A 21,232-nucleotide genomic window follows, 5' to 3' on the forward strand; every position below is an offset into this window, starting at 1 on the left:
GCCGCAAGCGCTAGTGTTTGGACTTCGACATGGCCACGACATTGGGTCGCCCGAGCGGCGACTGGAAGCCGATCTGTGGCAGAACATCCGTCAGATCCTTGCTCAGCCGATCGAGCTGCACCTGCACCACATGCTCTTCCAGCTCCACCTCATGCAGCCAGCGCTTGATTTCCTTCACCGTGCGCGTCGCGATGTCGAGCTGCTCCTGAAAGCGCTCCACCTCCTGCTGGCGCTGGCGCAGGAAGGTCTTGGCGCGATCCACCTTCTCGTCGGAGTAGATCTCGGCGATGTCGCGGCTCTGTTGGCTCATCTGCGCAGCGACTTGCAGGATCTCCGGCTCCAGCGTGTCCAGTTCGGGATGCTGGCGCAGGTAGACGATACGCTCGCGCACCGCGTCAAATTCCGAGCGCAGCATGAAGGTGCTGCGCCGGTCGGCGTCATGGCTGATCGCATAGGCGCGGGCCACGTCGTCCATCGTCATAGAGAAATCCCGGTGCGAGCGCTCAAGCTGCACCATGCGGCGGTTGGCCGGGATGTAGAAGCAGAGCGCAAGGAAAAGCCCCGCCACGCCGATTTGCAGCCACATGCCCGCCTGAGGATAGACCGTGTCCCCAAACCGCAGCGGAAGATAGAGCCAGGGCGAAAGCCCGAGGGCTGCCAGCAGGCTGCTGCCCACAAGCGCCACCGCCATCGCTACGATCAGAAATAATGAGAGCGCCTGAAGGCCGCGCTGGAATTGAAAAAAGACGGAGTCCGTATGTCTTTGCATAATCGTCACCGTGAAGAATTGTTAACCGTACCCTAGAAGGAAAGGTTACCCCGGAAAACCAATCGGTTAAGAGGGAAACTTCGGGTAAATCATCACAAAGCGGCGAAAGCAGCCCGGTTTTCTGAAACAATTCGTGTGCAACCTGTGGGGTATTTTCGCAGGGTCAATGGCAGGCCGCAAGGTGTTGTGGTTCAACCAAAAATCACCACAAGGCGGGGCGATCGGCCTCAGCGCAGTGATTCGATGGGGCCTTCGGCGCGGCCGTGGATGAATTGGTCGAGGTAGGGATCGCCGCTTTCTTCCATCTGCGCGACAGGCCCCGTCCATTGGATCTTGCCCGCATGGAGCATGGCAATCTCATCGGCGATGGCGCGCACGCTGGTCATGTCGTGGGTGATCGTCATGGCGGTGGCACCCATTTCCACCACGATCTCGCGGATCAGATCGTTGATCACGCCGGCCATGATTGGATCGAGCCCGGTGGTCGGCTCGTCAAAGAAAATGATCTCGGGCTCCGCCGCGATGGCGCGGGCGAGGCCCACGCGTTTCTGCATGCCGCCGGAAAGCTCGGCTGGGTACAGATCGGCCACATCGGGCGATAGCCCCACCCGGCGCAGCTTCTCGATGGCGATCTCGCGCGCTTCGGCCTTGGGGCGCTTGAGCGCCCCGCGCAGCAGGCGAAAGCCGACGTTCTGCCAGACGGGCATGGAGTCAAACAGCGCGCCGCCCTGAAACAGCATCCCGAACCGGGCAAGAAAGGCGTCGCGGTTGTCGCCATCGGTGCCGTCCACGGTGATCGTGCCAGAGTCGGGCCGCACGAGGCCGAGCACGCATTTCAGCAACACCGATTTGCCGGTGCCGGAGCCGCCGATGATCACCATGCTGCGCCCCTTGCCGATCTCAAGATCGACGCCCTGCAGCACCTTCTTGGGGCCAAAAGCCTTGTGAACGTTGTCTAGCCGGATCATGCGGAGAAGAAGGCCTCCGTCAGCAGGTAGTTGGCGGCGAGGATCAGCACGGAAGCCGAGACAACGGCGGATTTCGTCGCCTGCCCAACCCCTTGCGCGCCGCGCCCGGAATTCATGCCGTGGTAGCAGCCCATCAGCGCCACGATGAAGCCGAAGGCCGCGCCCTTCACAAGGCCCGAGCCGACATCCCAGGGTTCAAGGAAATTCACGGTGTTCTGCAGGTAAGCCGCGCCGTTGAAGCCCAGCCGCTGCACGCCCACCACGTAGCCGCCGAGGATGCCGATGGCATCGCCCACGGCCACCAGCACGGGCACGGCCAGCGTGGCGGCCAGCAGGCGCGGGGCGGTGAGGTATTTCATCGGGTTGGTGGAAAGCGTGGTGAGCGCGTCGATCTGTTCGGTGACCTTCATCGTGCCGATCTCGGCGGCAATGGAAGAGGCCACCCGCGCCGCCACCATCAAACCGCCCAGCACGGGCCCCAACTCGCGCACCATGCCGATGGCCACGATGGAGGGCACAACGGCCTCGGCGTTGAACCGCGCGCCACCGGCATAGATCTGCAGCGCCAGCGCGCCGCCGGTGAAAAAGGCGGTGAGCCCGACGACGGGCAGGGAATACCAGCCGATCGTCATCAACGCCGCAAGGAACTCGCGCGGGTAGAAGGGCGGGCGGAAGACGTGGGACACGGCGGAGAGCGCGAAGAGCGTGATCCGGCCGATCGCGGCCAGCAGGGCCAGCGTCGTGCGGCCGATCACCGTGAAGGGCGTAAGCACCGCCGCCATGCTCAGCCGCCCGTGTAGCGGCGCGCGTAGCGGGCACCGAGCGAGGTCAGGATCTCGTAGCCGATGGTGCCGGCCATCTCGGCGAGCGCATCGACCCCTTGCGCAGGGCAGAGGATGTCGAGGGCAGCAGGCACCTCGTTCAGATGGCTCACATCCACCGTGATCAGATCCATGGACACGCGGCCCGCGACGGGGCAGGGGGTGTCGCCCGCGAAGACCTGCGCCTTGCCGCTCATCGCGCGGATCAGCCCGTCGGCATAGCCGCCGGAAATGGTGGCGATGTGGGCGGGCGCCTGTGCCGTCCAACTGCAGCCATAGCCCACGGCCTCGCCCTCGGTCAGCTCCCGGGTCTGGATGACGGGCAGGGCAATGCGCGCCACAGGCTGCGCGGCCTCAAACGGCAGGCCGCCATAAAGGCCGATGCCGGGGCGGGTGAGGTCGAAATGGTAGTCAGGCCCTAGAAGGATGCCGCCGGTGGCCGAGAGCGAGCGCGGCACGTTGAGCCCGTCCGTCATCTCGCGGAAGGCCGCGAGCTGGCGGGCGTTGGCCTCGTGATCTGGTTCATCCGCACAGGCCAGATGGCTCATCAAGAGGCGCGGCGCGAGAGAGAGTACCAGCTCGGCAACGCTGGCCCATTCGGCAGGCTCCATGCCAAGCCGGTTCATGCCGGAATCAAGCTGCACGCCAAAGGCATGGCCCGGCAGGCTCTCCACGTGGCGGGTCAGCTGCTCCACGGAGTTGAGCATCGGGGTCAGCTGCAGATCCTGCAGCATCTCGGTGTCGCCGGCCATATGGCCCGAGAACACGCAGATTTCCGGCCCCGGCCCGAGCGCATTGCGCACGGCCGCGCCTTCCTCGGCTACCGCCACGAAAAACCGCCGCGCCCCGGCCTTGGCCAGCGCCCGCGCCACACGGCCCGCGCCCAGCCCATAGCCGTCGGCCTTCACCACGGCGGCGGTTTCAACTGTGTCAGCCGACAGGCGGTCGAGCGCGCGCCAGTTCGCGGCGAGCGCATCGAGATCGATGGTGAGTGTTCCGGTTCCCATGCCGACGCTTTTCACGCGCTGCTCTGCGCCGGTCAAGAGGGAAGCCGCGGCAGGCAGGCCTGCCACGGCGACGCGGGGGCGCTGCCCCCGCACCCCCCGAGGTATTTCAGGCGAGAGGAAGGGGCCCCACTTTGTTCTGTAAATATCTCGGGGGAGTCGCCGAAGGCGGCGGGGGCAGAGCCCCCCTTTCGCGCTTGCCACAAAGGAAAAGGCCGCAGGGGGAGCTGCGGCCTTCTCTAAAAAGTGGCGCGTGGCGGTCAGGCCAGTTTGCCCTCGGCTGTCAGGATCGACTTGCCGCCAAGGTAGGGGTGCAGCACCTCGGGCAGGCGGACGGAGCCGTCTTCCTGCTGGCCGTTCTCCAGCACCGCGATCAGCGCGCGGCCCACGGCGAGGCCGGAGCCGTTGAGCGTGTGGACAAACTCGGGCTTGCCGCCGGCGTCGGGTTTGAAACGCGCGTTCATCCGGCGGGCCTGGAAATCGCCGCATGTGGAGATCGAGGAGATCTCGCGGTAGGTGTTCTGCCCGGGCAGCCAGACCTCGATGTCATGGGTGCGGCGCGCGCCGAAGCCGATGTCGCCGGTGCAGAGCACCACGGTGCGGTAGGGAAGCTCCAGTTTTTCGAGGATCGCTTCGGCGCAGCGGGTCATGCGCGCGTGTTCTTCCTCGCTCTTTTCGGGATGGGTGACGCTGACCATCTCGACCTTTTCGAACTGGTGCTGGCGCAGCATGCCCGCCGTGTCGCGGCCCGCGCTGCCGGCCTCGGAGCGGAAGCATTGCGTGTGGGCCACGTAGCGGCGGGGCAGGTAGCTTTCGGAGATCGTCTCGCCGTTGACGATGTTGGTCAGGCTCACCTCGGCAGTGGGCACGAGCCACCAGCCGTCCGTCGTCTGGTAGCTGTCCTCGCCGAACTTGGGCAGCTGGCCGGTGCCAACCATCATCTCCTCGCGCACCAGAACGGGTGTCCAGGTTTCGGTGAGGCCGTGCTCCTCGACGTGGGTGTCGATCATGAATTGCGCCAGAGCCCGGTGCAGCCGCGCCACGCCGCCGGACAGCACCACGAAGCGCGACCCGGACAGCTTGGCAGCAGTCTCGAAGTCCATGCCGTCCTGCACGCCGGCCAGCTCGTAGTGTTCCTTCGGCGTGAAGGCGAAGTTGCGCGGGCTGCCGAAGCGGCGGATTTCCACGTTGTCCGCTTCATCCGCGCCCTCGGGCACATCGTCATAGACCACGTTGGGCAGGCCCATCAGCACTTCGGCAAGGCGGGCGTCTTCCTCCTTGGCCTCGGCTTCCAGGCGGGCGATTTCGTCTTTCTTTTCCGCCACAAGCGCGCGCAGGCGTTCGAACTCGGCCTCATCGCCCCGGCCCTTGGCCGCGCCGACTTCCTTGCTGGCCTTGTTACGTTCGGCCTGCGCGGTTTCGGCGGCCGCGATCTTGGCGCGGCGGGCCTCGTCGATGGCGAGGATCTCGGAGGAAAGGGAAGACAGCCCACGGCGCGCCATGGCGGCGTCGAATGCGGCGGGGTTTTCGCGGATCAGGCGAATGTCATGCATCTGTCCAGTCCTTTCCTTCTGGTGGTTTTGAATGCGCACCCCATATGCCCGAAGGGTCTGCGCTTTGAAAGGGTGAAAACCGCCCGCCTTTGCCGGGCCCTTGCCTTGCCATCCCCAAAAGCCGCCTATAGGGTGCGCGCCAGCTTGAACCGGGGCCCTGAACACGCCCCGAGAGAAAAGGAAGAAAACCCATGTTCGCAACGCCTGCCTACGCGCAAGCCGCCGGTGGTGGCTCTGCCATCGCAAGCTTCGTTCCGCTGATCCTGATTTTCGCCATCATGTACTTCCTGCTGATCCGTCCGCAGCAGAAGAAAATGAAGGAACACCAGAAGATGGTGAGCGCGCTGCGCCGGGGCGATCAGGTCGTCACGCAGGGTGGCATCGTGGGCAAGGTTTCCAAGGTGCTCGACGGCGCCGACACCACCGGCCAGATCGAGGTGGAGATTGCAGAGGGCGTGAAGGTCCGCGTGATCCAGGCCACCGTGTCGCAGGTTCTGAACAAGACCGAGCCGACGAAGTAAACGCGAAAAATCAGGGCGTTATCTGATGCTGCAAATGTCCGCATTCAAGCGGGTGGTGATTATCGGAGTCTGTCTCATCGGGCTCCTTTTCGCCATGCCGAACGCCTTCTACCCGCGGGTGGAAGGGCACAATGACGCCGTGAAAGCCATCGAGGCCGGCGCAGACAGCCCTGAAAACGCGGCTGCCGCGGCGGCCTGGCCCAGCTGGCTGCCCTCCACGATCGTGAACCTCGGGCTCGATCTGCGCGGCGGCGCGCATTTGCTCGCCGAAGTGCAGGTGGCCGATGTCTACGAGGCCCGCATCGAGGCGCTTTGGCCGGATGTGCGCGACGCGCTGCGCCCGCTGCGCGAAACTGTCGGCACCATCCGCCTGCAAGAGAGTGCTCCGGGCGAGCTGCGCGTGCGCATCTCCCAGCCTGCGGGTATGGACACCGCCCTTGCCGCCGTGCGCGAGCTGGCGCGCCCTGTCGTTACCCTCACAGGGGGTGGCGCGAGCGATCTGGACGTGCGCGCGGAAGGTGACGAGATCGTCGTCAGCCTGTCGGAAGCCGAACGGCTTGCCACCGACGATCGCACCCTGCGCCAGTCGCTCGAAATCATCCGCCGCCGCGTGGATGAGGTCGGCACCCGCGAGCCTACCATCCAGCGTCAGGGCGAAGACCGCATCCTGATTCAGGTGCCCGGCCTTGGCTCCGCCGAGGAGCTGAAGGCGCTGATCGGCACCACCGCGCAGCTGGGCTTCCACCCGGTTGTCGGGCGCTCCTCCAACCCGGATCAGGATCCGGGCCTGCGCAACAAGATCCTGCCGTCGATTGATGAAGAGGGCGTGTATTACATCGTCGAGAGCCTGCCTGTAGTCACCGGCGAAGAGCTCGTAGACGCGCAGCCCGCGTTCGATCAGAATAACCGCCCTGCGGTGAACTTCCGCTTCAACCCCTCCGGAGCGCGCAAGTTTGGCGATTACACCGCCGAGAACATCGGCTCCCCCTTCGCTATCGTGCTCGATGGCGAGGTGATCTCTGCCCCCGTCATTCAGGATCACATTCCCGGCGGCTCCGGCATCATCACCGGCAATTTCAACGTGGAAGAATCCACCCAGCTTGCCGTGCTGTTGCGCGCAGGCGCGCTGCCGGCGGGGCTGACCTTCCTTGAAGAACGCACCATCGGCCCGGAACTGGGGCAGGACAGCATCGAGGCAGGCCGCATCGCCTGTATCGTCGCCTTTGCCGCGGTTCTGGTGTTCATGGTGGCGAGCTACGGGCTGTTCGGCGTCTTCGCCAACATCGCCCTGATGATCAACGTCGGGCTGATCTTCGGCCTGCTGTCGGTGATCGGCGCCACGCTGACCCTGCCGGGCATCGCCGGCATCGTGCTGACGATCGGTATGGCGGTGGACGCAAACGTGCTTGTCTTCGAGCGGATCCGGGAAGAGCTGAAAACGGCCAAGGGTCCGGCGCGGGCCATCGAGCTTGGCTATGAAAAGGCGCTTTCGGCGATCCTTGACGCCAACATAACCACTTTCATCACCGCCGTCATCCTCTTCGTGATGGGCGCGGGGCCGGTGCGCGGCTTCTCCATCACGCTGGCGCTGGGCATCATCACATCGGTTTTCACCGCGATCTACGTGACGCGTCTGATGATCGTGTTCTGGTTCGAGCGCAAGCGCCCGAAGACAATCGAGGTCTGAGCCATGAGACTGAAACTTGTACCCGATGAGACGAATTGGGATTTCTTCAAGCGCAGCAAGCTGACGCTCGGGCTTTCGGGCTTCGCCATGCTGGCCTCGGTGGTGTTGTTCTTTGTGGTCGGCCTGAACTTCGGGATCGACTTCAAGGGCGGCACGACGATCCGCACCCAGAGCACCTCGGAAGTGGACGTAGGCGCCTACCGCGCAGCCATCGCACCGCTTGAGCTTGGCGATGTCTCGATCACCGAAGTGTTCGATCCGTCTTTCAACGCCAACGAGCATGTGGCCATGGTCCGAATTCAGGCGCAGGAAGGGGCCGAGAGCGTCTCCGTTGAAGTGATCAACGCCGTGGAGGCCGCGCTGCAGGCGGTGGATCCCTCCATCACGTTCCCATCGGTGGAATCGGTTGGCCCGAAGGTTTCGGGCGAACTGGTGCAGACGGCGGTGATCGCGGTGCTGATGGCCATCGGCGCGGTGCTGTTTTACATTTGGCTGCGGTTTGAATGGCAGTTCGCGCTGGGGGCCGTGGCCGCTCTGGTGCACGACGTGGTGCTGACGATCGGCATCTTCTCGGCGCTGCAGATCAAGTTCGATCTGGCGATCATCGCGGCGCTTCTTACCATCGTGGGCTACTCGCTGAACGACACCGTGGTGGTGTTTGACCGCGTCCGCGAGAACCTGCGCAAATACAAGAAACTGCCGCTGAAAGAGGTGCTGAACCTCTCGATCAACGAAACGCTCAGCCGCACGATGATGACCTCCATCACCACGCTAATCGCGCTGTTCTCGCTGTTCGCGCTGGGCGGCGACGTGATCCGCGGCTTCGTCTTCGCGATGATCTGGGGCATTTTCGTGGGCACCTATTCGTCCGTCTTCGTGGCCTCGGCCATCCTGCTGCGCCTCGGCGTGAAGCGCGATTGGTCCAAACCCGACAACACCGCAGGCAACCAATACGCCAACGTGGATGCCTGAGCTTTCAGGCCTCGTGCTTGATGTGATCGCCGCAGAGGGGTTTGCGCTCCTCTGCGGCGCTGCGATTCTGGGGGGGCTGGTGCGCGGCTTTGCCGGGTTTGGCACCGGGCTGATCTGCGTGCCGCTCTTCGCGCTGGTGCTGGGGCCGTTTGAGACGCTCACCGCGCTGATCGTGATGGATCTCTTCGGCCCGCTCCCCAACGTGCAGCGCGCCCTGCGGGATGGCCACCCGCCACAGATTCTGCGCCTTGGGCTGGGCCTGCTTGTGGGCCTGCCCGCCGGTGTTGCGGTGCTGGCGCTGCTCTCGCCCGAGGTCTTCCGCTATGCCGTTTCGCTGCTGGCCTTGCTGATGCTGGGGCTGCTGATCTCGGGTGTGCGCTACACGCGCGCACTTTCGACCCTTGCGTTGACAGCCACTGGCGGGCTTGGCGGCTTTCTGGCGGGCACCTCGGGCCTGCCGGGGCCGCCGGTGATCCTGATGTATATGGCCGGGCCATATCCGGCCGCCGCCGTGCGCGCCAATACGCTGTTGTTCCTGCTGATGGCCGATGTGCTGATGATCGGCGTGCTGTGGCTGTCCGGCGTGCTGGTGCCCGCCGCCGTGCTCACCGGCCTTGCGCTGGTGCTGCCCTATCTCTTGGCCAATGTCGCCGGCGCGGCTATCTTCCGGCCCGAGGCCGAACGGCTCTACCGCCGTGTGGCCTACCTGCTGATCGCTGGGGCCGCGATTGCCGGATTGCCCCTCTGGGGCATGTGAGAAAGGAACGAGCCATGCGCCTGAACGAGATCCGCTTCACCGATGCCCTGCCGGTTGACGGCTACGGCCCCGGTTTCTTCCGCATCGGAGGCGAGGTCCATGAGGGCGCGGTGCTGGTGGCGCCGGAGGGTGTGCAGGCGTGGGGCGGCTTTGACGACACCGCCACGCTGCTGGCGCTCGCGGGCCAGCTGGACGTGCTTTTCATCGGCACCGGCGGCGAAACCGCGCATCTGCCGGAGGGCTTCCGCGCGGCGCTGGAAGCCGCAGGGCTGGGCGTTGAAGCCATGAACAGCCCGGCGGCAGCGCGCACATATAATGTGCTGATCAGCGAGGGCCGCCGCGTGGGTGCGGCATTGCTGCCCGTCGCCGCAGGCTAGGCGCGGCGCGCGGGATGGTCTAAGCCACGGATATGGAACTGAGAGTCAGCGATCTGGCCTGCGCGCGCGGGGGCATCCCCGTGCTGGCGGGTGTGAGCTTCGGCCTTGCCGCCGGGCAGGCCCTACTGCTGCGCGGCCCCAATGGCATCGGCAAGACAACCCTGCTGCGCACGCTCGCCGGGCTGCAGCCGCCGCTGGCCGGTGAGATCTCGCTCGACCGCGAAGCCTTCGCCTATGCCGCCCATGCCGACGGGCTGAAGTCCACGCTCACCGTGGCCGAAAACCTGCGCTTCTGGGCAAAGATCTACGGCACCGGCAGCATCGTGCCTGCGCTTGAGGCCTTCAACCTTTCAAGCCTGCAGGACCGGCAGGCCCATAACCTTTCCGCCGGTCAGAAACGCCGCCTTGGCCTTGCGCGGCTGCTTGTGACCGGCCGCCGCATCTGGGCGCTGGACGAGCCGACCGTCTCACTCGACGTGGCCAGCGTTGGCCTGTTCGCCGCTTCGGTGCGCGCCCATTGCGACGCCGGCGGCGCAGCGCTGATCGCCACCCATATTGATCTCGGCTTTCAGGCCGATGTGCTGGATCTGACCCCTTTCAAAGCCACCGCCGAGGCCGCACAGGCCTTTGACGACGGCTTCAGCGAGGCTTTCCTGTGATCGCGCTGCTGCTTCGGGATCTGAAACTCGCGATCCGCTCCGGCGGCGGCTTCGGGCTGGGGCTTGCCTTCTTCCTGATCCTCACCGTGCTCGTGCCCTTCGGCGTGGGGCCGGAAAGCAGCACGCTTTCGCGCATCGCGCCGGGGATCCTCTGGGTCGGGGCGTTGCTGGCCTGCCTGCTCTCGCTCGACCGCATCTTCGCGCTGGATTACGAGGACGGCTCGCTCGATCTGCTGGCCACTGCCCCGCTGCCGCTGGAGGGCATGACGGCGATGAAGGCGCTGGCGCATTGGCTCACCACGGGGCTGCCGCTTACGCTGGTCGCGCCGCTTTTGGGCGTGCTGCTGAATCTGCCCGCGCCGGGCTACCAGTGGCTGCTGATCACCCTCGCCATCGGCACCCCTGCGCTGAGCTTCATCGGCGCCTTCGGCGCAGCACTCACCGTGGGGCTGAAGCGCGGCGGGCTGTTGCTGTCGCTGCTCGTGCTGCCGCTCTACGTGCCCACGCTCATCTTCGGGGCCGAAACCCTGCGGCGCGGCATCGACGGGCAGGCCACCACCACTCCGTTGCTGCTTCTGGCCGGGATCACGCTGGGCGCTGTCGCCATCCTGCCTTTTGCCGCGGCTGCGGCAATCCGCATCAATATTCGCTGAGGATTTCGCCCTATAAAAGGGGCAAGACCGGCATCAGGGGCCAACCAAAGACTCATGTCATCATTCTGGGAATACGCGAACCCGAAGAAGTTCATGCAGACATCCGCCTGGATGCTGCCCGGTGTGTCGCTTGCGGCAGGCGTCTGCCTTGTCGTGGGGCTTGTCTGGGGCTTCTTCTTCACGCCGGATGATTTCCGGCAAGGCTCCACCGTCAAGATCATCTACCTGCATGTGCCAAGCGCGCTGATGGCGATCAACGCCTGGCTGATGATGCTCGTGGCCTCGCTGATCTGGATCATTCGCCGCCACCACGTTTCCGCGCTGGCCGCCCGCGCTGCGGCGCCCGTTGGGCTGGTGATGACGCTCATCGCGCTGGCCACCGGCGCGATCTGGGGCGAGCCGATGTGGGGCACCTATTGGGCGTGGGATCCGCGGCTGACGAGCTTCCTGATCCTTTTTCTCTTCTATCTGGGCTACATCGCGCTATGGGCGGCGATCGACAACCCGGACACGGCCGCCGATCTGACAGGCGTGCTCTGCCTTGTCGGCTCCATCTTCGCGCTGCTGTCGCGCTATGCGGTGAACTTCTGGAACCAGGGCCTGCACCAGGGCGCGAGCCTGTCGCTCGACAAGGAGGAGAATATCTCGAATGTCTTCTTCTTCCCGCTGCTGGTCTGCATCCTTGGATTCGTGCTTTTGTTCGTGGCGCTGGTCTTGCTGCGCACCCGGACCGAAATCCGAAGCCGCCGCCTGCAGGCGCTGCTGGCCCGTGAAAGGCTCGACGCATGATGCCCGATCTTGGAAAATACGGCACAGAGGTGCTCTCGGCCTATGCGGTGTCGATCCTGCTCTTGGTCCTTTTGGTGCTGCTGAGCCTCTGGCGCTCCCGCCGGGTGCGCGCGGAGCTGCGTGACGTGGAAGGGCGTCGGAAGAATGGCTAAAGTCTCCCCGCTGATGGCGCTGCCGCCGCTGCTCTTCGCAGGGCTCGCCGCGATGTTCCTTCTGGGCATGCAGCGCGAAAACCCTGACGCGCTGCCAAGCGCGCGGGAGGGCAAGCCAGCACCTGCCGTTGTGCTCACCCAACTGGGGGAGGGGCAGCCGTTCACAGATGAAACCCTGCGCCAGCCCGGCGTGAAGCTTGTGAACTACTGGGCCAGCTGGTGCGCGCCCTGCCGGGTAGAGCATCCGACGCTGACGCAACTGGCCGAGGAAGGCATCCCGATCTACGGCATCAACTACAAGGATCGCGAGGGCGACGCGCTCGCCTTCCTTGAGGAGTTGGGCAATCCCTATACGGCCATGGGGGCAGATCCCAATGGCCGCATGGCGATCAACTGGGGCCTTTATGGCGTGCCGGAAACCTATGTGATCGATGGTGAGGGCAACATCGTGCTGCGCTTTGCCGGCCCGGTGACGCAGCGCGTGCTCGAAAGCACGCTGCGCCCGGCGATTGAGGCGGCCTCCGGCGGGCAGTAGTCCGACGCCCTTAATGGGTGATCTGCGGGCTGAAACGGGCCGCGATCATGCCAAAGCCAATGCCAACCGCGATTGGGATGGCCGTCTGGGTGCCAACGAGGAACAGCAGGATCAGCAGCGCCACCATGGGCCGGCCCAGCCCTGCCGCCGTTGCCCCGGCAAGGCCCGCCGCGACGGCCACAGCCACATTTGGTGATCCCTGTAGGAAATGCGCGGCATAACCCATGGCACCGCCGGCGAAGATCAGCGGAAAGATCGCGCCGCCCCGCCAACCGGTGGAGAGGCACAACGTGCAGGCCAGTGCCTTGGCCAGTGCGAGCCCCACCAGTGCGAGCACCCCAAGGCTGCCCGCTGCCTCCATCATGGTTTCGAACTCGTGATGGCCAGAAAAGCGCAGGATCGGCAGCGCGGCGGCCATCAGGCCAAAGAGGAAGCCGCCCAGAGTGGATTGCACGACGGGGCTGGCGATCCGCGCCTCAACGGCGCGCGTGGCGTGATAGCGGGCCTGCAGAAAGGCTGCGCCCACGAGCGCGCCCATCGCGCCGGGCAGCAGGCTGTAGAGGATGTCGGTGCCGTCCAGTGGCGGGGTGTGGTGGGGCAAGTGGATGCGGTGGAACCCTTCGGAGAAGATCAGCTGCGCCGTCACCCAGAAGCCCGCAACCCCGGCGAGCGCGGCGAGGAAATCGAGATAGGCGATGCTGCGCGCCTTCGCTTCCGCCCAATCGCCGGGCGTGTGCTCGTGGTGGACAATGGCCGCGCCGCCGGGAGGCGACGCATAGAGCGCCGCCAGTGCAGCCGAAATGCTTGCCTGACCGATCTCGCGCTCCTCGGCCGCGGAACGCGCCACCAGCAGGGAGACGAGCGCTGCCAGTTCGGTGACAACAGCGATCAGCCCGGCCTCCGGGCCAAGCGCGCCTCCAAAGCCCACTGCCAGTGCTGCGCCGAGCGCGATCAGCCAGATGTCTGTCCGCTTACGCTGGACCGGATCGATTGCGGCATCGATCTGCTCGGTCAGCGTCTGCACATCCCGGTTGCCATGGCGCGTAAGGCCGATCAACAGCCCGCCCAGCGTGCAGGCGGCGAGGATGTAGAGCGGCGTGCCGGCCATCGGGCGATGCCAGATCAGATCGGTGAGAAGCACCATCAGCTTCAAAGTGCCAGCCGCGAAGACGCCTGCGATGAAGCTTGTCAGCAAGGCAATGATCGCAATACGCATTTCAGCCCCCGATCTTGGTTGACCGGATGCTAGGACAGGGCGGTTCGCCCATGCAATACCGATGCCACCTTTCGGCAGCAGCGCCCCTACGTTGGCTGTTCAGTGTTCGGGCCCCCCAGCCCAAACGCTTTAGCCATAGTAGATGCCAATCGCCGCGAGGGCGATGAAAAGGGCCGCTTCGAAAACAGGCAGCGGCATGCGTTTTATAAGAATTCGCACAGCAGACATGCCGCCTTGATAGGCGCTATCCCTTAACGTGGCGATAAGAGGGGGCTGTTTCCTGTGGAAAAACACCGTTTCCGAAATGGGGCGGAATTGAGGCGATCATTGCCAGAATGTGACACGTTTAAGGCGAATTGCAGTGAAACCTAAGGCAAGATGGCCGCGGATAGGAAAGAAAAACCCCGCGCTAAAGGGCGGGGTTTCACGTAATTACAGGGCCTTAAGCCGCGTTCTTAAGATTCCTTGGCCAGTTTGCGCAGTACGTAGTGCAGCACGCCACCGTTCTCGATGTATTCAATCTCCGGCGCGGTATCGATCCGGCATTTGAGCGTGATCGTCTTGGTCGTGCCATCGGCGAAGGTGATGTCGCAGGGCACCTCCTGCAGCGGCTCCACGCTTTCAAGCCCATGAATCGACACGGTTTCCGCCCCGGTGATTCCCAGAGACTTGCGGGTATCGCCACCGGTGAACTCGAAGGGAATGACCCCCATACCCACCAGATTGGAGCGGTGGATGCGCTCGAAGCTCTCCGCGATCACGGCCTTCACCCCCAGAAGCGCGGTGCCCTTGGCGGCCCAGTCGCGGCTGGAGCCCGCGCCATATTGCTCGCCGCCGAAGATCACCAGCGGCGTGCCCTGCGCCTGATAGGCCATGGAGGCGTCAAAGACCGAGGTCTGAGCACCATCCGGCCCCAGCGTGTAGCCGCCTTCCACACCGTCGAGCATTTCGTTCTTGATGCGGATGTTGGCAAACGTGCCGCGCATCATCACCTCGTGGTTGCCGCGCCGCGAGCCGTAGGAGTTGAACTCGCGCGGGGCGACCTGCCGCTCGATCAGATATTGGCCTGCAGGCGTGGTTTCCTTGAAGGAGCCGGCCGGGGAGATGTGGTCGGTCGTGATCATGTCGCCCAACACCAGGAGCACCTTCGCGCCTTCGATGCTGGTGATCGTGCCCGGCTCGGGGCTCATGTTCTGGAAATAGGGCGGGTTCTGCACATAGGTGGAGGCGGGCGGCCAGTCGTAGGTTTTCTGATCGGTCGTCTGCACCGATTGCCACTTCGCATCGCCCTTGAAGACATCGGCATATTTCGCCTGGAAGGCCTCGCGGGTGACGGTTTTCTCCACCAACTCGGCGATTTCCTGCGTGGAGGGCCAGATGTCCTTCAGGTACACCGGATTGCCCGCCTGATCCTGCCCCAGCGGCTCGCTGGTGAGGTCGATGTCCAGCGTCCCGGCCAGCGCGTAAGCCACCACGAGGGGCGGCGAGGCGAGGTAGTTGGCGCGTACGTCGGGGCTGATGCGCCCTTCAAAGTTGCGGTTGCCCGACAGCACCGAGGTGGCCACCAGATCGCCCTGCGCGATGGCTTGAGAGATTTCCGTCTGGATCGGGCCGGAGTTGCCGATACAGGTGGTGCAGCCATAGCCCACGAGGTTGAAGCCGATCTTGTCCAGATCCTCCTGCAGCCCGGCAGCCTCCAGATAGGCTGAAACCACCTGGGAGCCGGGCGCGAGGGAGGTTTTGACCCAGGGCTTGCGATCCAGCCCCAGCGCGGCTGCTTTGCGCGCCACAAGGCCCGCGCCGATCATCACGTAAGGGTTGGAGGTGTTGGTGCAGGAGGTGATCGAGGCGATCACGACCTTGCCGCTCTCCATCGTGTAATCTTCCCCAGCGACCGGCACCTGCTTGCCCATCGGGCGCTTGAACGTCTCTTCCATCTCGCGGCGGAAGGCGGCCTTGGCCTCGGTGAGCGCCACGTAATCCTGCGGGCGTTTGGGGCCGGAAATGGCGGGCACGATGGTGCCCATGTCCAGATGCAGCGTGTCGGTGTAAATCGGCGCGTAGTCGGCATCGCGCCACATGCCGTTGGCGCGGGCATAGGCCTCCACCAGCGCGATGCGGGCCTCGTCGCGGCCCGTGTTGCGCATGTAGCGCAAGGTCTCGCCGTCGATCGGGAAGAAGCCGCAGGTGGCGCCATATTCCGGCGCCATATTGGCGATGGTGGCACGGTCCGCCAGCGGCAGGCGATCAAGCCCCTCGCCGTAGAACTCCACGAATTTGCCCACCACGCCCTTGGCGCGCAGCATCTCCACGACTTTCAGCACCAGATCGGTGCCGGTGGTGCCTTCCACCATGGTGCCTGTCAGCTCGAAGCCGATGACTTCAGGAATCAGCATGGAGATCGGCTGCCCGAGCATCGCGGCCTCGGCCTCGATCCCGCCAACGCCCCAGCCCAGCACGGCCATGCCGTTGACCATCGTCGTGTGGCTGTCGGTGCCCACGAGCGTGTCGGGGTAGGCGACTTCCACGCCGTTCTGATCCACGTCGCTCCAAATCGTCTGGGCGAGATATTCGAGGTTCACCTGATGGCAGATGCCGGTGCCCGGCGGCACCACACGGAAGTTGTTAAAGGCGCTCTGGCCCCATTTCAGGAATGTGTAGCGCTCCATGTTGCGCTCGTATTCGCGGTCCACGTTCATCTGGAAGGCGCGCGGATTGCCGAATTCGTCGATCATCACCGAGTGGTCGATCACCAGATCCACCGGGTTGAGCGGGTTGATCTGCTCGGGATCGCCGCCAAGCGCCTTGAGCCCGTCGCGCATGGCGGCCAGATCCACCACCGCCGGAACGCCGGTGAAATCCTGCATCAGCACGCGGGCCGGGCGATAGGCGATCTCGCGCGGGTTGGTGCCGCCGTTTTTGGCCCAGTCACCGAAGGCCTTGATGTCGTCCACGGAAACGGAAAATCCCTCATCCTCAAAGCGCAGGAGGTTTTCGAGAACAACCTTTAGCGCGGCCGGAAGGCAGGAGAAATCGCCAAGGCCGGCGGCCTGTGCGGCGGGAATAGAGTAATAATCAATGCTTTTTCCACCGACGGAAAGCGTCTGGCGGGTTTTGGCGGTATCGGTGCCTACGGTCACTGTCATGGGTCTGGCTCCCTTGGAAATGAAAGGGTGGGGCTGCCTTTCCATGCCCGATCCGGGGTGAGTCGGGCAAGGCGCACCCTTAAATGTATGCCGTTGCATACTGAAATCAACCTCACGCGGCGCTGAGGTCACAGCCACGGATTGCTCGCGTTTCGTTGATTGGCAATCGGGCTGTCGCTTGGCTAAAACCAGAGCAAGAAGCTTGGGGAAGTATCAACGGATGAAACGCTTTACGGCATGGCTGGCGGGGGCATGGCTCGCCTCGATGGGCGCTGTTTTCGCAGCCGAGGAGCAAGGCGCGCGCCTTGTGGTGATCGAGCTTTACACCTCGCAGGGCTGTTCGTCCTGCCCCCCGGCGGACGCTTTGCTAAGCGAGCTTGCCAAGCGTGACGACGTGCTGCCGCTGGCGCTGCATGTGGACTATTGGGATTACATCGGCTGGAAGGATATCTTCGCCAACCCCGCCCATACCGCGCGCCAGAAGGCCTATGCCCGCGCCGCCGGGCAGCGGATGGTCTATACCCCACAGATGGTGATCGACGGGGCCGAGCATGTGGTGGGCAACAAGCCCGAGGAAGTTGACGCGCTGATCCAGCTTCATGCCGAGGACCGTTCCGACATCACCCTTGCCGCACAGCGCAGCGGGGCGGCCATCTCGATCCGGGCTGAGGCCGGGGCCGGGCATGGCGGCGATCTGGTGGTGCAGCTTGTGCGCTACATGCCTGATGCGACGGTTGAGATCGGCCGGGGTGAGAACGCCGGACGCAAGCTGACCTACAGCAACATCGTCACGAGCTGGATGCCGATTGCCAAATGGGACGGGCGCACGCCCTTTGCGCTGGAAGCACAGGCCGAGGGCGAAGACCGGGCGGCGGTGATCATACAGCGTGCGGGCCATGGCGAGATCCTCGCGGCGGTCCGGCTGGACTGATCCGCGGCGAACTGGGCTAGCCCTCTGTCTTTGACGCTTTCAGGTTGCGCGGTTTCAGCGCTTCCCAGCGGCGGTGAATCCAGAACCACTGGCCCATGTTCTCCCGCACGAGGGCTTCGAGCCTGTCGTTGAAGGCCTGTGTCATCTCTTCCGCGGTGCCGGGTGGGATCGGGGCCTGCACCTCCAGCCGGAAATCCACACCGTTTTCCTTGCGGATGCCGAAGATCGGGATCATCGGCGCATCGTAGCGGATCGCCATTTCCGCCGCCGAGAGCGGCGTGCGGGCGGGCTTGCCGAAGAACTCCAGCAGAGCGCCGTTGGCGATGTCCTGATCGATCAGCAGGCCGACCATGCCGCCGCCTTTCAGGAACTTCAGCATTTCCGCCAGCCCCTTGCGCCCGCGTGGAAACATCGGCTTAGCGATGGCGCTCAAGGCCTCCACGTAGTGGGCGTTGAAATAGGGGTTCGTCATCGGCTTATAGAGGCCGCCGATCTCGCAGCCCTGCGCCACGACGGCGGCGCGGGCGGCATCGTAGCTGCCGAAATGGGCCGTCACGATCACCACCGGCGCGCCAGCGTCGCGCGCGGCAAAGAGCGTGTCCGTGCCGGGGCCTTCCACCGGTGTCTGGGCGGCGTGGGCTTTGAACTCTTCCGCCGAATACATCTCGATCAGGTTGCGCCCCACGTTGCGCGAAACCTCGCGGCACAGCGCGCGGATCTCGGGCTCTGAAAGATCGGCCCCCACGTATTCCAGATTGGCGCGGATGCGTTTGGGAAAGCCCGCAAGCGGCCCGATCACATAGGCGGTGAGCCCGCCCACAGCGCGCACGCGGGTGCGATAGGGCAGAAGCCGGGCCGCGCCGATCACCGCGCGCGCGGCGAGGTCAACAGCCCTGTCGGCCAGATCGTTGCGTTTGGTGGCCATGGCCTGCCTTCGGCTGATGCGGGTTCGGGGGCCACAGATAAGCCGGGGGGGCGGGCATCACAAGAGGGCAAGGGGAGGGGCAGGGGGCGTGCCCCCCGCCGTGCCTTGCAGTTGTCAGTAGGAATAGCCCTTGCCGAAGCCGATCGCGAGCCGCAGCGACACCTCGGCCCATGTGTTGCGGCCACCGCGCTTGCGGATCTCGCTCAACTGGGCTTGCGCCAGCTCAAGCTTGCCGGCTTCAACATAGCCTTGCCCCATGTAGGAGCGGGCAAGGATGTTGTCGGGGTTCTGCGCCAGCGCCATTTCATAGAAGCTCTGGGCCAGAGCGGCGTCGCCCTGTTTGCGGGCAATGAAGCCGCGATAGGTGAGCACGCGATCCTCGGCCTGATCACTCATCGCGTCGAGCGCCACGAGGGCAGACTCCAGATCATCGGCGTAGGCGTATCGGCGCACGGCCTCATAGCGGCTGTCATCATTAAGCCGGCTGTCCTGCGCGTTCACGCAGCGCTCGGTCTTGTCGTCCCAGACCTGCCCGTTTTCGCATTTGGGCGTGGAGACATCGGAGCTGCCGCTCCCGGCGGCAAAAGCGGCGAGGGGGGCGCAGAGCAGCGCGGCGGTGAGGGGGAGGGAAAGTACCTGGCGCATGGGTGGTCCTTGGATGACTGGGAAACGACACCCCAAGAGCATGGCACGGCGCGGGCACCGATCCACACACGCTTTCGTGAGCGGATCGGGCCGGATTTCAGGCTCAGGCCGCCGGGGCCTCGGCGAGGTGCCTGAGAATATTGGCGTAATTGGCCTCGCCCTGCGCGCCTGTCACCAGATTCTGGCGCTCAAACACCATGGCAGGCACGCCGCTGATGCCCTGCTGAAGCCAGAACTGCTCCACCTGCCGCACGGTTTGCGCCAGTGTTTCGCTCTCCAGCATTTTGAGCGCCTCCTCGCGGGACAGGCCAAGGCTTTCGGCCACATCGGCCAGCACCTCAGGGTCGTTCAGATCGCGTCGCTCGGTGAAATAGGCTGTGAACAGCGCCTGTTTGGCGGCGTGGCCCTTGCCGTGCTCATCGGCCCAATGGATCAGTTGATGCGCGCGGAAAGTGTTGACCATGCGCATGTCGTCGGTGAAGGCGAAGGTGAAGCCCAGATCGGCCCCCAGATCGGTGAGCCGATCCCGCGCCGCCTGGGAATCGGCCGCGCTGGAGCCGTATTTCTCCATGATGTGCTCGCGCAGGTTCTGGCCTTCCGAAGGCATCTGCGGGTTCAACTCGAACGGGTGCCACTGAATTTCCAGCGGAATACCCGTCTCTTCCGAGGCCCTCTTCAGCTGGCTGTAGCCCACGATGCACCACGGGCAGACCACATCAGAGACGATGTCCACGCGGATCGGGTTTGCCATCTTATTGCTCCTTGAAACGGGCGGCATTCTCGCGCGCCGCAGTGTCGATGTCGCCCTGCCCGAAGGCTGCGGGGCGGGGCTCGGGCAGTTGCAGGGCTTCCTGCACACGGGGCATGGCGTCGAGCCTGTCAAACCACGCCTGCAAATGCGGCAGGCCGTCCACGCTCACCGTGGCCCAGAAATGGCTGCGCGCCCAGGGGTAGGTGGCGATGTCGGCAATGCTCATGGCATCGCCCACCATCCAGTCGCGCCCTTTGAGGCGGGTGTCCAGCACCTCCAGCAGGCGGCGGCTTTCGGCCACGTAGCGGTTGATCGCATAAGGCACCTCATCGCCATTGGGCTTAGCGATGCGCTGGAAGAACATCGCCTGACCCATCATCGGGCCAATGCCGCCCATCTGGAACATCAGCCACTGCAGCGTTTCAGAGCGCTCCTTGGGATCGTGGCTCAGGAAGCGGTCATACTTCTCGGCCAGATACCAGAGGATCGCGCCGCTTTCGAAGACGGCGAAATCGCCGTTGCCACGATCCACGATGGTGGGGATGCGCCCGTTGGGGTTCAGCGCCAGATAGTCGGGCGCCTTCTGCTCTCGCTTGCCCAGATCCACCGGGCGCAACTCGTAGTCGATCTCGGCTTCATGCAGGAAGATCAACGGCTTCCAGCCGTTCATCGTGTTCGCCGTATAGAGCAGGATATCAGGCTGCGACATGGGCGCTCTCTTCAAAAACCTCTGCCAGATGCGCCTCGAACCGGGCGAAATCGGCCTCGATCTGCGGGTTCTTCACCACGTCATGAGCGGCGAATGTGGCCTCCTGCGGCAGGCCGAGGAAGCGGTAGGTCAGATGCACGTGGCCCAGCAGATCATCCACGCTCTGGCCCTTGAAGAAGGCGTCCTGCGGGTTGTCGAAGGCCGCGCGCGGTGCGTTGAAGGTGACGGACAGCATGTAAGCCGTGTCTGTCAGCACGCCGCCCATGCCGTAATTCTCATCCGGGGCGGTGGAAGAACGGCCATCGCCATTGCCCAGCCGCCCGTCCATCCCGGCGGAATAGACCTCATCCATGTATTTCTTGAAAGACCACGGCACCCCCATCCAGTTCACGGGAAATTGCACGATGACCTTGTCCGCCCACTGGTGCTTGGCGATTTCTTCATCGATATCATAGGGATCGGCCACAGCGGAATGGCGCACGTCATGGCCGCGCGACGTAAGCCACGCCTCGGCGCGCTCGATGAAGGCCTTGTTCAGATGGCCGGGGGCATGGGGATAGGGCTGGGTGCCGTTCAGCAGGAGGATCTTGCTCATGGGAGGGGAAGCCTTTTAAGGAAACCATTGAAATCTTGCGTGTCGGAACCGAACTTGTGCATTAAGGAACGAAATGCAACCAGTATACTTTTTGTAA

Annotated in this window: 23 protein-coding genes; 11 read left to right on the top strand and 12 right to left on the bottom strand. The window is 64.4% G+C overall.

Annotated features, from left to right (window positions below; all coding sequences use genetic code 11):
- Positions 1 to 10 precede the first annotated feature (10 nt).
- From KVX96_RS08135 to serS, 5 genes are all read right to left on the bottom strand, one after another.
- Entirely contained in the window at positions 11 to 691 is a 681-nt protein-coding gene (locus KVX96_RS08135; RefSeq protein ID WP_261193865.1) for a DNA repair protein, read from the bottom strand.
- 305 nt (positions 692 to 996) lie between these two features.
- Positions 997 to 1,737, bottom strand: a complete 741-nt coding sequence (locus tag KVX96_RS08140) for an ABC transporter ATP-binding protein (RefSeq protein WP_261193866.1) — start codon at positions 1,735 to 1,737, stop codon at positions 997 to 999.
- The gene (locus KVX96_RS08145) at positions 1,734 to 2,519 is read right to left on the bottom strand and encodes an MlaE family ABC transporter permease (protein WP_261193867.1); all 786 of its coding nucleotides are present in this window, start codon (positions 2,517 to 2,519) and stop codon (positions 1,734 to 1,736) included. The genes KVX96_RS08140 and KVX96_RS08145 overlap by 4 nt, the downstream gene beginning before the upstream one ends.
- Positions 2,520 to 2,521: 2 nt before the next feature.
- Complete coding sequence (alr, locus tag KVX96_RS08150; protein ID WP_261193868.1) at positions 2,522 to 3,565, bottom strand: alanine racemase; 1,044 nt, start codon at positions 3,563 to 3,565, stop codon at positions 2,522 to 2,524.
- Between the two features lie 257 nt (positions 3,566 to 3,822).
- Positions 3,823 to 5,115 (bottom strand): serine--tRNA ligase, encoded by a 1,293-nt coding sequence (gene serS / locus KVX96_RS08155; protein WP_261193869.1) that lies wholly within the window; start codon positions 5,113 to 5,115, stop codon positions 3,823 to 3,825.
- A 191-nt stretch (positions 5,116 to 5,306) separates the two neighbouring features.
- Between serS and yajC the strand changes: the two genes are divergently transcribed.
- The 10 genes from yajC to KVX96_RS08205 are packed head-to-tail and all read left to right on the top strand — an operon-like array spanning position 5,307 to position 12,217.
- The gene (gene yajC / locus KVX96_RS08160; RefSeq protein ID WP_261193870.1) at positions 5,307 to 5,636 is read left to right on the top strand and encodes a preprotein translocase subunit YajC; all 330 of its coding nucleotides are present in this window, start codon (positions 5,307 to 5,309) and stop codon (positions 5,634 to 5,636) included.
- 25 nt (positions 5,637 to 5,661) lie between these two features.
- Positions 5,662 to 7,323 carry a protein translocase subunit SecD gene (secD, locus tag KVX96_RS08165; protein ID WP_261193871.1) on the top strand — a complete coding sequence of 554 codons (1,662 nt, stop codon included), beginning with the start codon at positions 5,662 to 5,664 and terminating at the stop codon, positions 7,321 to 7,323.
- A gap of 3 nt (positions 7,324 to 7,326) precedes the next feature.
- Positions 7,327 to 8,295, top strand: a complete 969-nt coding sequence (secF, locus tag KVX96_RS08170; protein WP_261193872.1) for a protein translocase subunit SecF — start codon at positions 7,327 to 7,329, stop codon at positions 8,293 to 8,295.
- The gene (locus KVX96_RS08175; protein ID WP_261193873.1) at positions 8,288 to 9,052 is read left to right on the top strand and encodes a sulfite exporter TauE/SafE family protein; all 765 of its coding nucleotides are present in this window, start codon (positions 8,288 to 8,290) and stop codon (positions 9,050 to 9,052) included. The genes secF and KVX96_RS08175 overlap by 8 nt, the downstream gene beginning before the upstream one ends.
- 14 nt (positions 9,053 to 9,066) lie before the next feature.
- A complete protein-coding gene (locus KVX96_RS08180) occupies positions 9,067 to 9,429 on the top strand; it encodes an Mth938-like domain-containing protein (RefSeq protein ID WP_261193874.1) in 363 nt (120 codons plus the stop codon).
- 32 nt (positions 9,430 to 9,461) lie between these two features.
- Positions 9,462 to 10,088, top strand: coding sequence for a heme ABC exporter ATP-binding protein CcmA (gene ccmA / locus KVX96_RS08185; protein WP_261193875.1), 627 nt, complete (start codon positions 9,462 to 9,464; stop codon positions 10,086 to 10,088).
- Positions 10,085 to 10,741 carry a heme exporter protein CcmB gene (gene ccmB / locus KVX96_RS08190; RefSeq protein WP_261193876.1) on the top strand — a complete coding sequence of 219 codons (657 nt, stop codon included), beginning with the start codon at positions 10,085 to 10,087 and terminating at the stop codon, positions 10,739 to 10,741. The genes ccmA and ccmB overlap by 4 nt, the downstream gene beginning before the upstream one ends.
- A 54-nt stretch (positions 10,742 to 10,795) precedes the next feature.
- Complete coding sequence (locus KVX96_RS08195; RefSeq protein ID WP_261193877.1) at positions 10,796 to 11,530, top strand: heme ABC transporter permease; 735 nt, start codon at positions 10,796 to 10,798, stop codon at positions 11,528 to 11,530.
- The gene (gene ccmD / locus KVX96_RS08200) at positions 11,527 to 11,682 is read left to right on the top strand and encodes a heme exporter protein CcmD (protein WP_261193878.1); all 156 of its coding nucleotides are present in this window, start codon (positions 11,527 to 11,529) and stop codon (positions 11,680 to 11,682) included. Before KVX96_RS08195 ends, ccmD begins: the two co-directional genes overlap by 4 nt.
- Positions 11,675 to 12,217, top strand: coding sequence for a DsbE family thiol:disulfide interchange protein (locus KVX96_RS08205; protein ID WP_261193880.1), 543 nt, complete (start codon positions 11,675 to 11,677; stop codon positions 12,215 to 12,217). The genes ccmD and KVX96_RS08205 overlap by 8 nt, the downstream gene beginning before the upstream one ends.
- A gap of 10 nt (positions 12,218 to 12,227) precedes the next feature.
- On the opposite strand, the gene KVX96_RS08210 is transcribed toward KVX96_RS08205, so the two are convergent.
- Positions 12,228 to 13,433 carry a chloride channel protein gene (locus KVX96_RS08210; RefSeq protein WP_261193881.1) on the bottom strand — a complete coding sequence of 402 codons (1,206 nt, stop codon included), beginning with the start codon at positions 13,431 to 13,433 and terminating at the stop codon, positions 12,228 to 12,230.
- Between the two features lie 455 nt (positions 13,434 to 13,888).
- Positions 13,889 to 16,579 carry an aconitate hydratase AcnA gene (acnA, locus tag KVX96_RS08215; RefSeq protein WP_261193882.1) on the bottom strand — a complete coding sequence of 897 codons (2,691 nt, stop codon included), beginning with the start codon at positions 16,577 to 16,579 and terminating at the stop codon, positions 13,889 to 13,891.
- A gap of 220 nt (positions 16,580 to 16,799) precedes the next feature.
- On the opposite strand from acnA, the gene KVX96_RS08220 reads away from it, so the two are divergent.
- On the top strand, positions 16,800 to 17,510 hold the full coding sequence (locus KVX96_RS08220; protein ID WP_261193883.1) for a DUF1223 domain-containing protein: 711 nt from the start codon (positions 16,800 to 16,802) through the stop codon (positions 17,508 to 17,510).
- A 16-nt stretch (positions 17,511 to 17,526) separates the two neighbouring features.
- Here the strand turns inward: KVX96_RS08220 and KVX96_RS08225 are convergent, their stop codons facing one another.
- The 5 genes from KVX96_RS08225 to KVX96_RS08245 form a co-directional block, all read right to left on the bottom strand.
- On the bottom strand, positions 17,527 to 18,435 hold the full coding sequence (locus KVX96_RS08225) for a lysophospholipid acyltransferase family protein (RefSeq protein ID WP_261193884.1): 909 nt from the start codon (positions 18,433 to 18,435) through the stop codon (positions 17,527 to 17,529).
- Between the two features lie 114 nt (positions 18,436 to 18,549).
- Entirely contained in the window at positions 18,550 to 19,080 is a 531-nt protein-coding gene (locus tag KVX96_RS08230) for a tetratricopeptide repeat protein (protein WP_261193885.1), read from the bottom strand.
- 103 nt (positions 19,081 to 19,183) lie between these two features.
- Entirely contained in the window at positions 19,184 to 19,831 is a 648-nt protein-coding gene (locus KVX96_RS08235; RefSeq protein WP_261193886.1) for a DsbA family protein, read from the bottom strand.
- 1 nt (position 19,832) lies between these two features.
- Positions 19,833 to 20,540 (bottom strand): glutathione S-transferase family protein, encoded by a 708-nt coding sequence (locus KVX96_RS08240; RefSeq protein ID WP_261193887.1) that lies wholly within the window; start codon positions 20,538 to 20,540, stop codon positions 19,833 to 19,835.
- The gene (locus KVX96_RS08245; RefSeq protein WP_261193888.1) at positions 20,527 to 21,135 is read right to left on the bottom strand and encodes an NAD(P)H-dependent oxidoreductase; all 609 of its coding nucleotides are present in this window, start codon (positions 21,133 to 21,135) and stop codon (positions 20,527 to 20,529) included. Before KVX96_RS08245 ends, KVX96_RS08240 begins: the two co-directional genes overlap by 14 nt.
- Positions 21,136 to 21,232 lie beyond the last annotated feature (97 nt).

The sequence above is a fragment of the Pseudoruegeria sp. SHC-113 genome (assembly GCF_025376885.1).
Lineage (GTDB): Bacteria > Pseudomonadota > Alphaproteobacteria > Rhodobacterales > Rhodobacteraceae > Pseudoruegeria.

Excerpts from the sequence above, each read along its gene's own strand:
- ccmD (WP_261193878.1), top strand. The coding sequence starts at position 11,527 with ATGATGCCCGATCTTGGAAAATACGGCACAGAGGTGCTCTCGGCCTAT.
- yajC (WP_261193870.1), top strand. The coding sequence starts at position 5,307 with ATGTTCGCAACGCCTGCCTACGCGCAAGCCGCCGGTGGTGGCTCTGCC.
- alr (WP_261193868.1), bottom strand. The coding sequence starts at position 3,565 with ATGGGAACCGGAACACTCACCATCGATCTCGATGCGCTCGCCGCGAAC.
- KVX96_RS08180 (WP_261193874.1), top strand. The coding sequence starts at position 9,067 with ATGCGCCTGAACGAGATCCGCTTCACCGATGCCCTGCCGGTTGACGGC.
- KVX96_RS08235 (WP_261193886.1), bottom strand. The coding sequence starts at position 19,831 with ATGGCAAACCCGATCCGCGTGGACATCGTCTCTGATGTGGTCTGCCCG.
- KVX96_RS08240 (WP_261193887.1), bottom strand. The coding sequence starts at position 20,540 with ATGTCGCAGCCTGATATCCTGCTCTATACGGCGAACACGATGAACGGC.
- KVX96_RS08175 (WP_261193873.1), top strand. The coding sequence starts at position 8,288 with ATGCCTGAGCTTTCAGGCCTCGTGCTTGATGTGATCGCCGCAGAGGGG.
- KVX96_RS08225 (WP_261193884.1), bottom strand. The coding sequence starts at position 18,435 with ATGGCCACCAAACGCAACGATCTGGCCGACAGGGCTGTTGACCTCGCC.
- KVX96_RS08195 (WP_261193877.1), top strand. The coding sequence starts at position 10,796 with ATGTCATCATTCTGGGAATACGCGAACCCGAAGAAGTTCATGCAGACA.
- acnA (WP_261193882.1), bottom strand. The coding sequence starts at position 16,579 with ATGACAGTGACCGTAGGCACCGATACCGCCAAAACCCGCCAGACGCTT.
- serS (WP_261193869.1), bottom strand. The coding sequence starts at position 5,115 with ATGCATGACATTCGCCTGATCCGCGAAAACCCCGCCGCATTCGACGCC.
- ccmA (WP_261193875.1), top strand. The coding sequence starts at position 9,462 with ATGGAACTGAGAGTCAGCGATCTGGCCTGCGCGCGCGGGGGCATCCCC.
- KVX96_RS08245 (WP_261193888.1), bottom strand. The coding sequence starts at position 21,135 with ATGAGCAAGATCCTCCTGCTGAACGGCACCCAGCCCTATCCCCATGCC.
- KVX96_RS08205 (WP_261193880.1), top strand. The coding sequence starts at position 11,675 with ATGGCTAAAGTCTCCCCGCTGATGGCGCTGCCGCCGCTGCTCTTCGCA.
- KVX96_RS08135 (WP_261193865.1), bottom strand. The coding sequence starts at position 691 with ATGGCGGTGGCGCTTGTGGGCAGCAGCCTGCTGGCAGCCCTCGGGCTT.
- secD (WP_261193871.1), top strand. The coding sequence starts at position 5,662 with ATGCTGCAAATGTCCGCATTCAAGCGGGTGGTGATTATCGGAGTCTGT.
- KVX96_RS08210 (WP_261193881.1), bottom strand. The coding sequence starts at position 13,433 with ATGCGTATTGCGATCATTGCCTTGCTGACAAGCTTCATCGCAGGCGTC.
- secF (WP_261193872.1), top strand. The coding sequence starts at position 7,327 with ATGAGACTGAAACTTGTACCCGATGAGACGAATTGGGATTTCTTCAAG.
- KVX96_RS08140 (WP_261193866.1), bottom strand. The coding sequence starts at position 1,737 with ATGATCCGGCTAGACAACGTTCACAAGGCTTTTGGCCCCAAGAAGGTG.
- KVX96_RS08145 (WP_261193867.1), bottom strand. The coding sequence starts at position 2,519 with ATGGCGGCGGTGCTTACGCCCTTCACGGTGATCGGCCGCACGACGCTG.
- KVX96_RS08220 (WP_261193883.1), top strand. The coding sequence starts at position 16,800 with ATGAAACGCTTTACGGCATGGCTGGCGGGGGCATGGCTCGCCTCGATG.
- KVX96_RS08230 (WP_261193885.1), bottom strand. The coding sequence starts at position 19,080 with ATGCGCCAGGTACTTTCCCTCCCCCTCACCGCCGCGCTGCTCTGCGCC.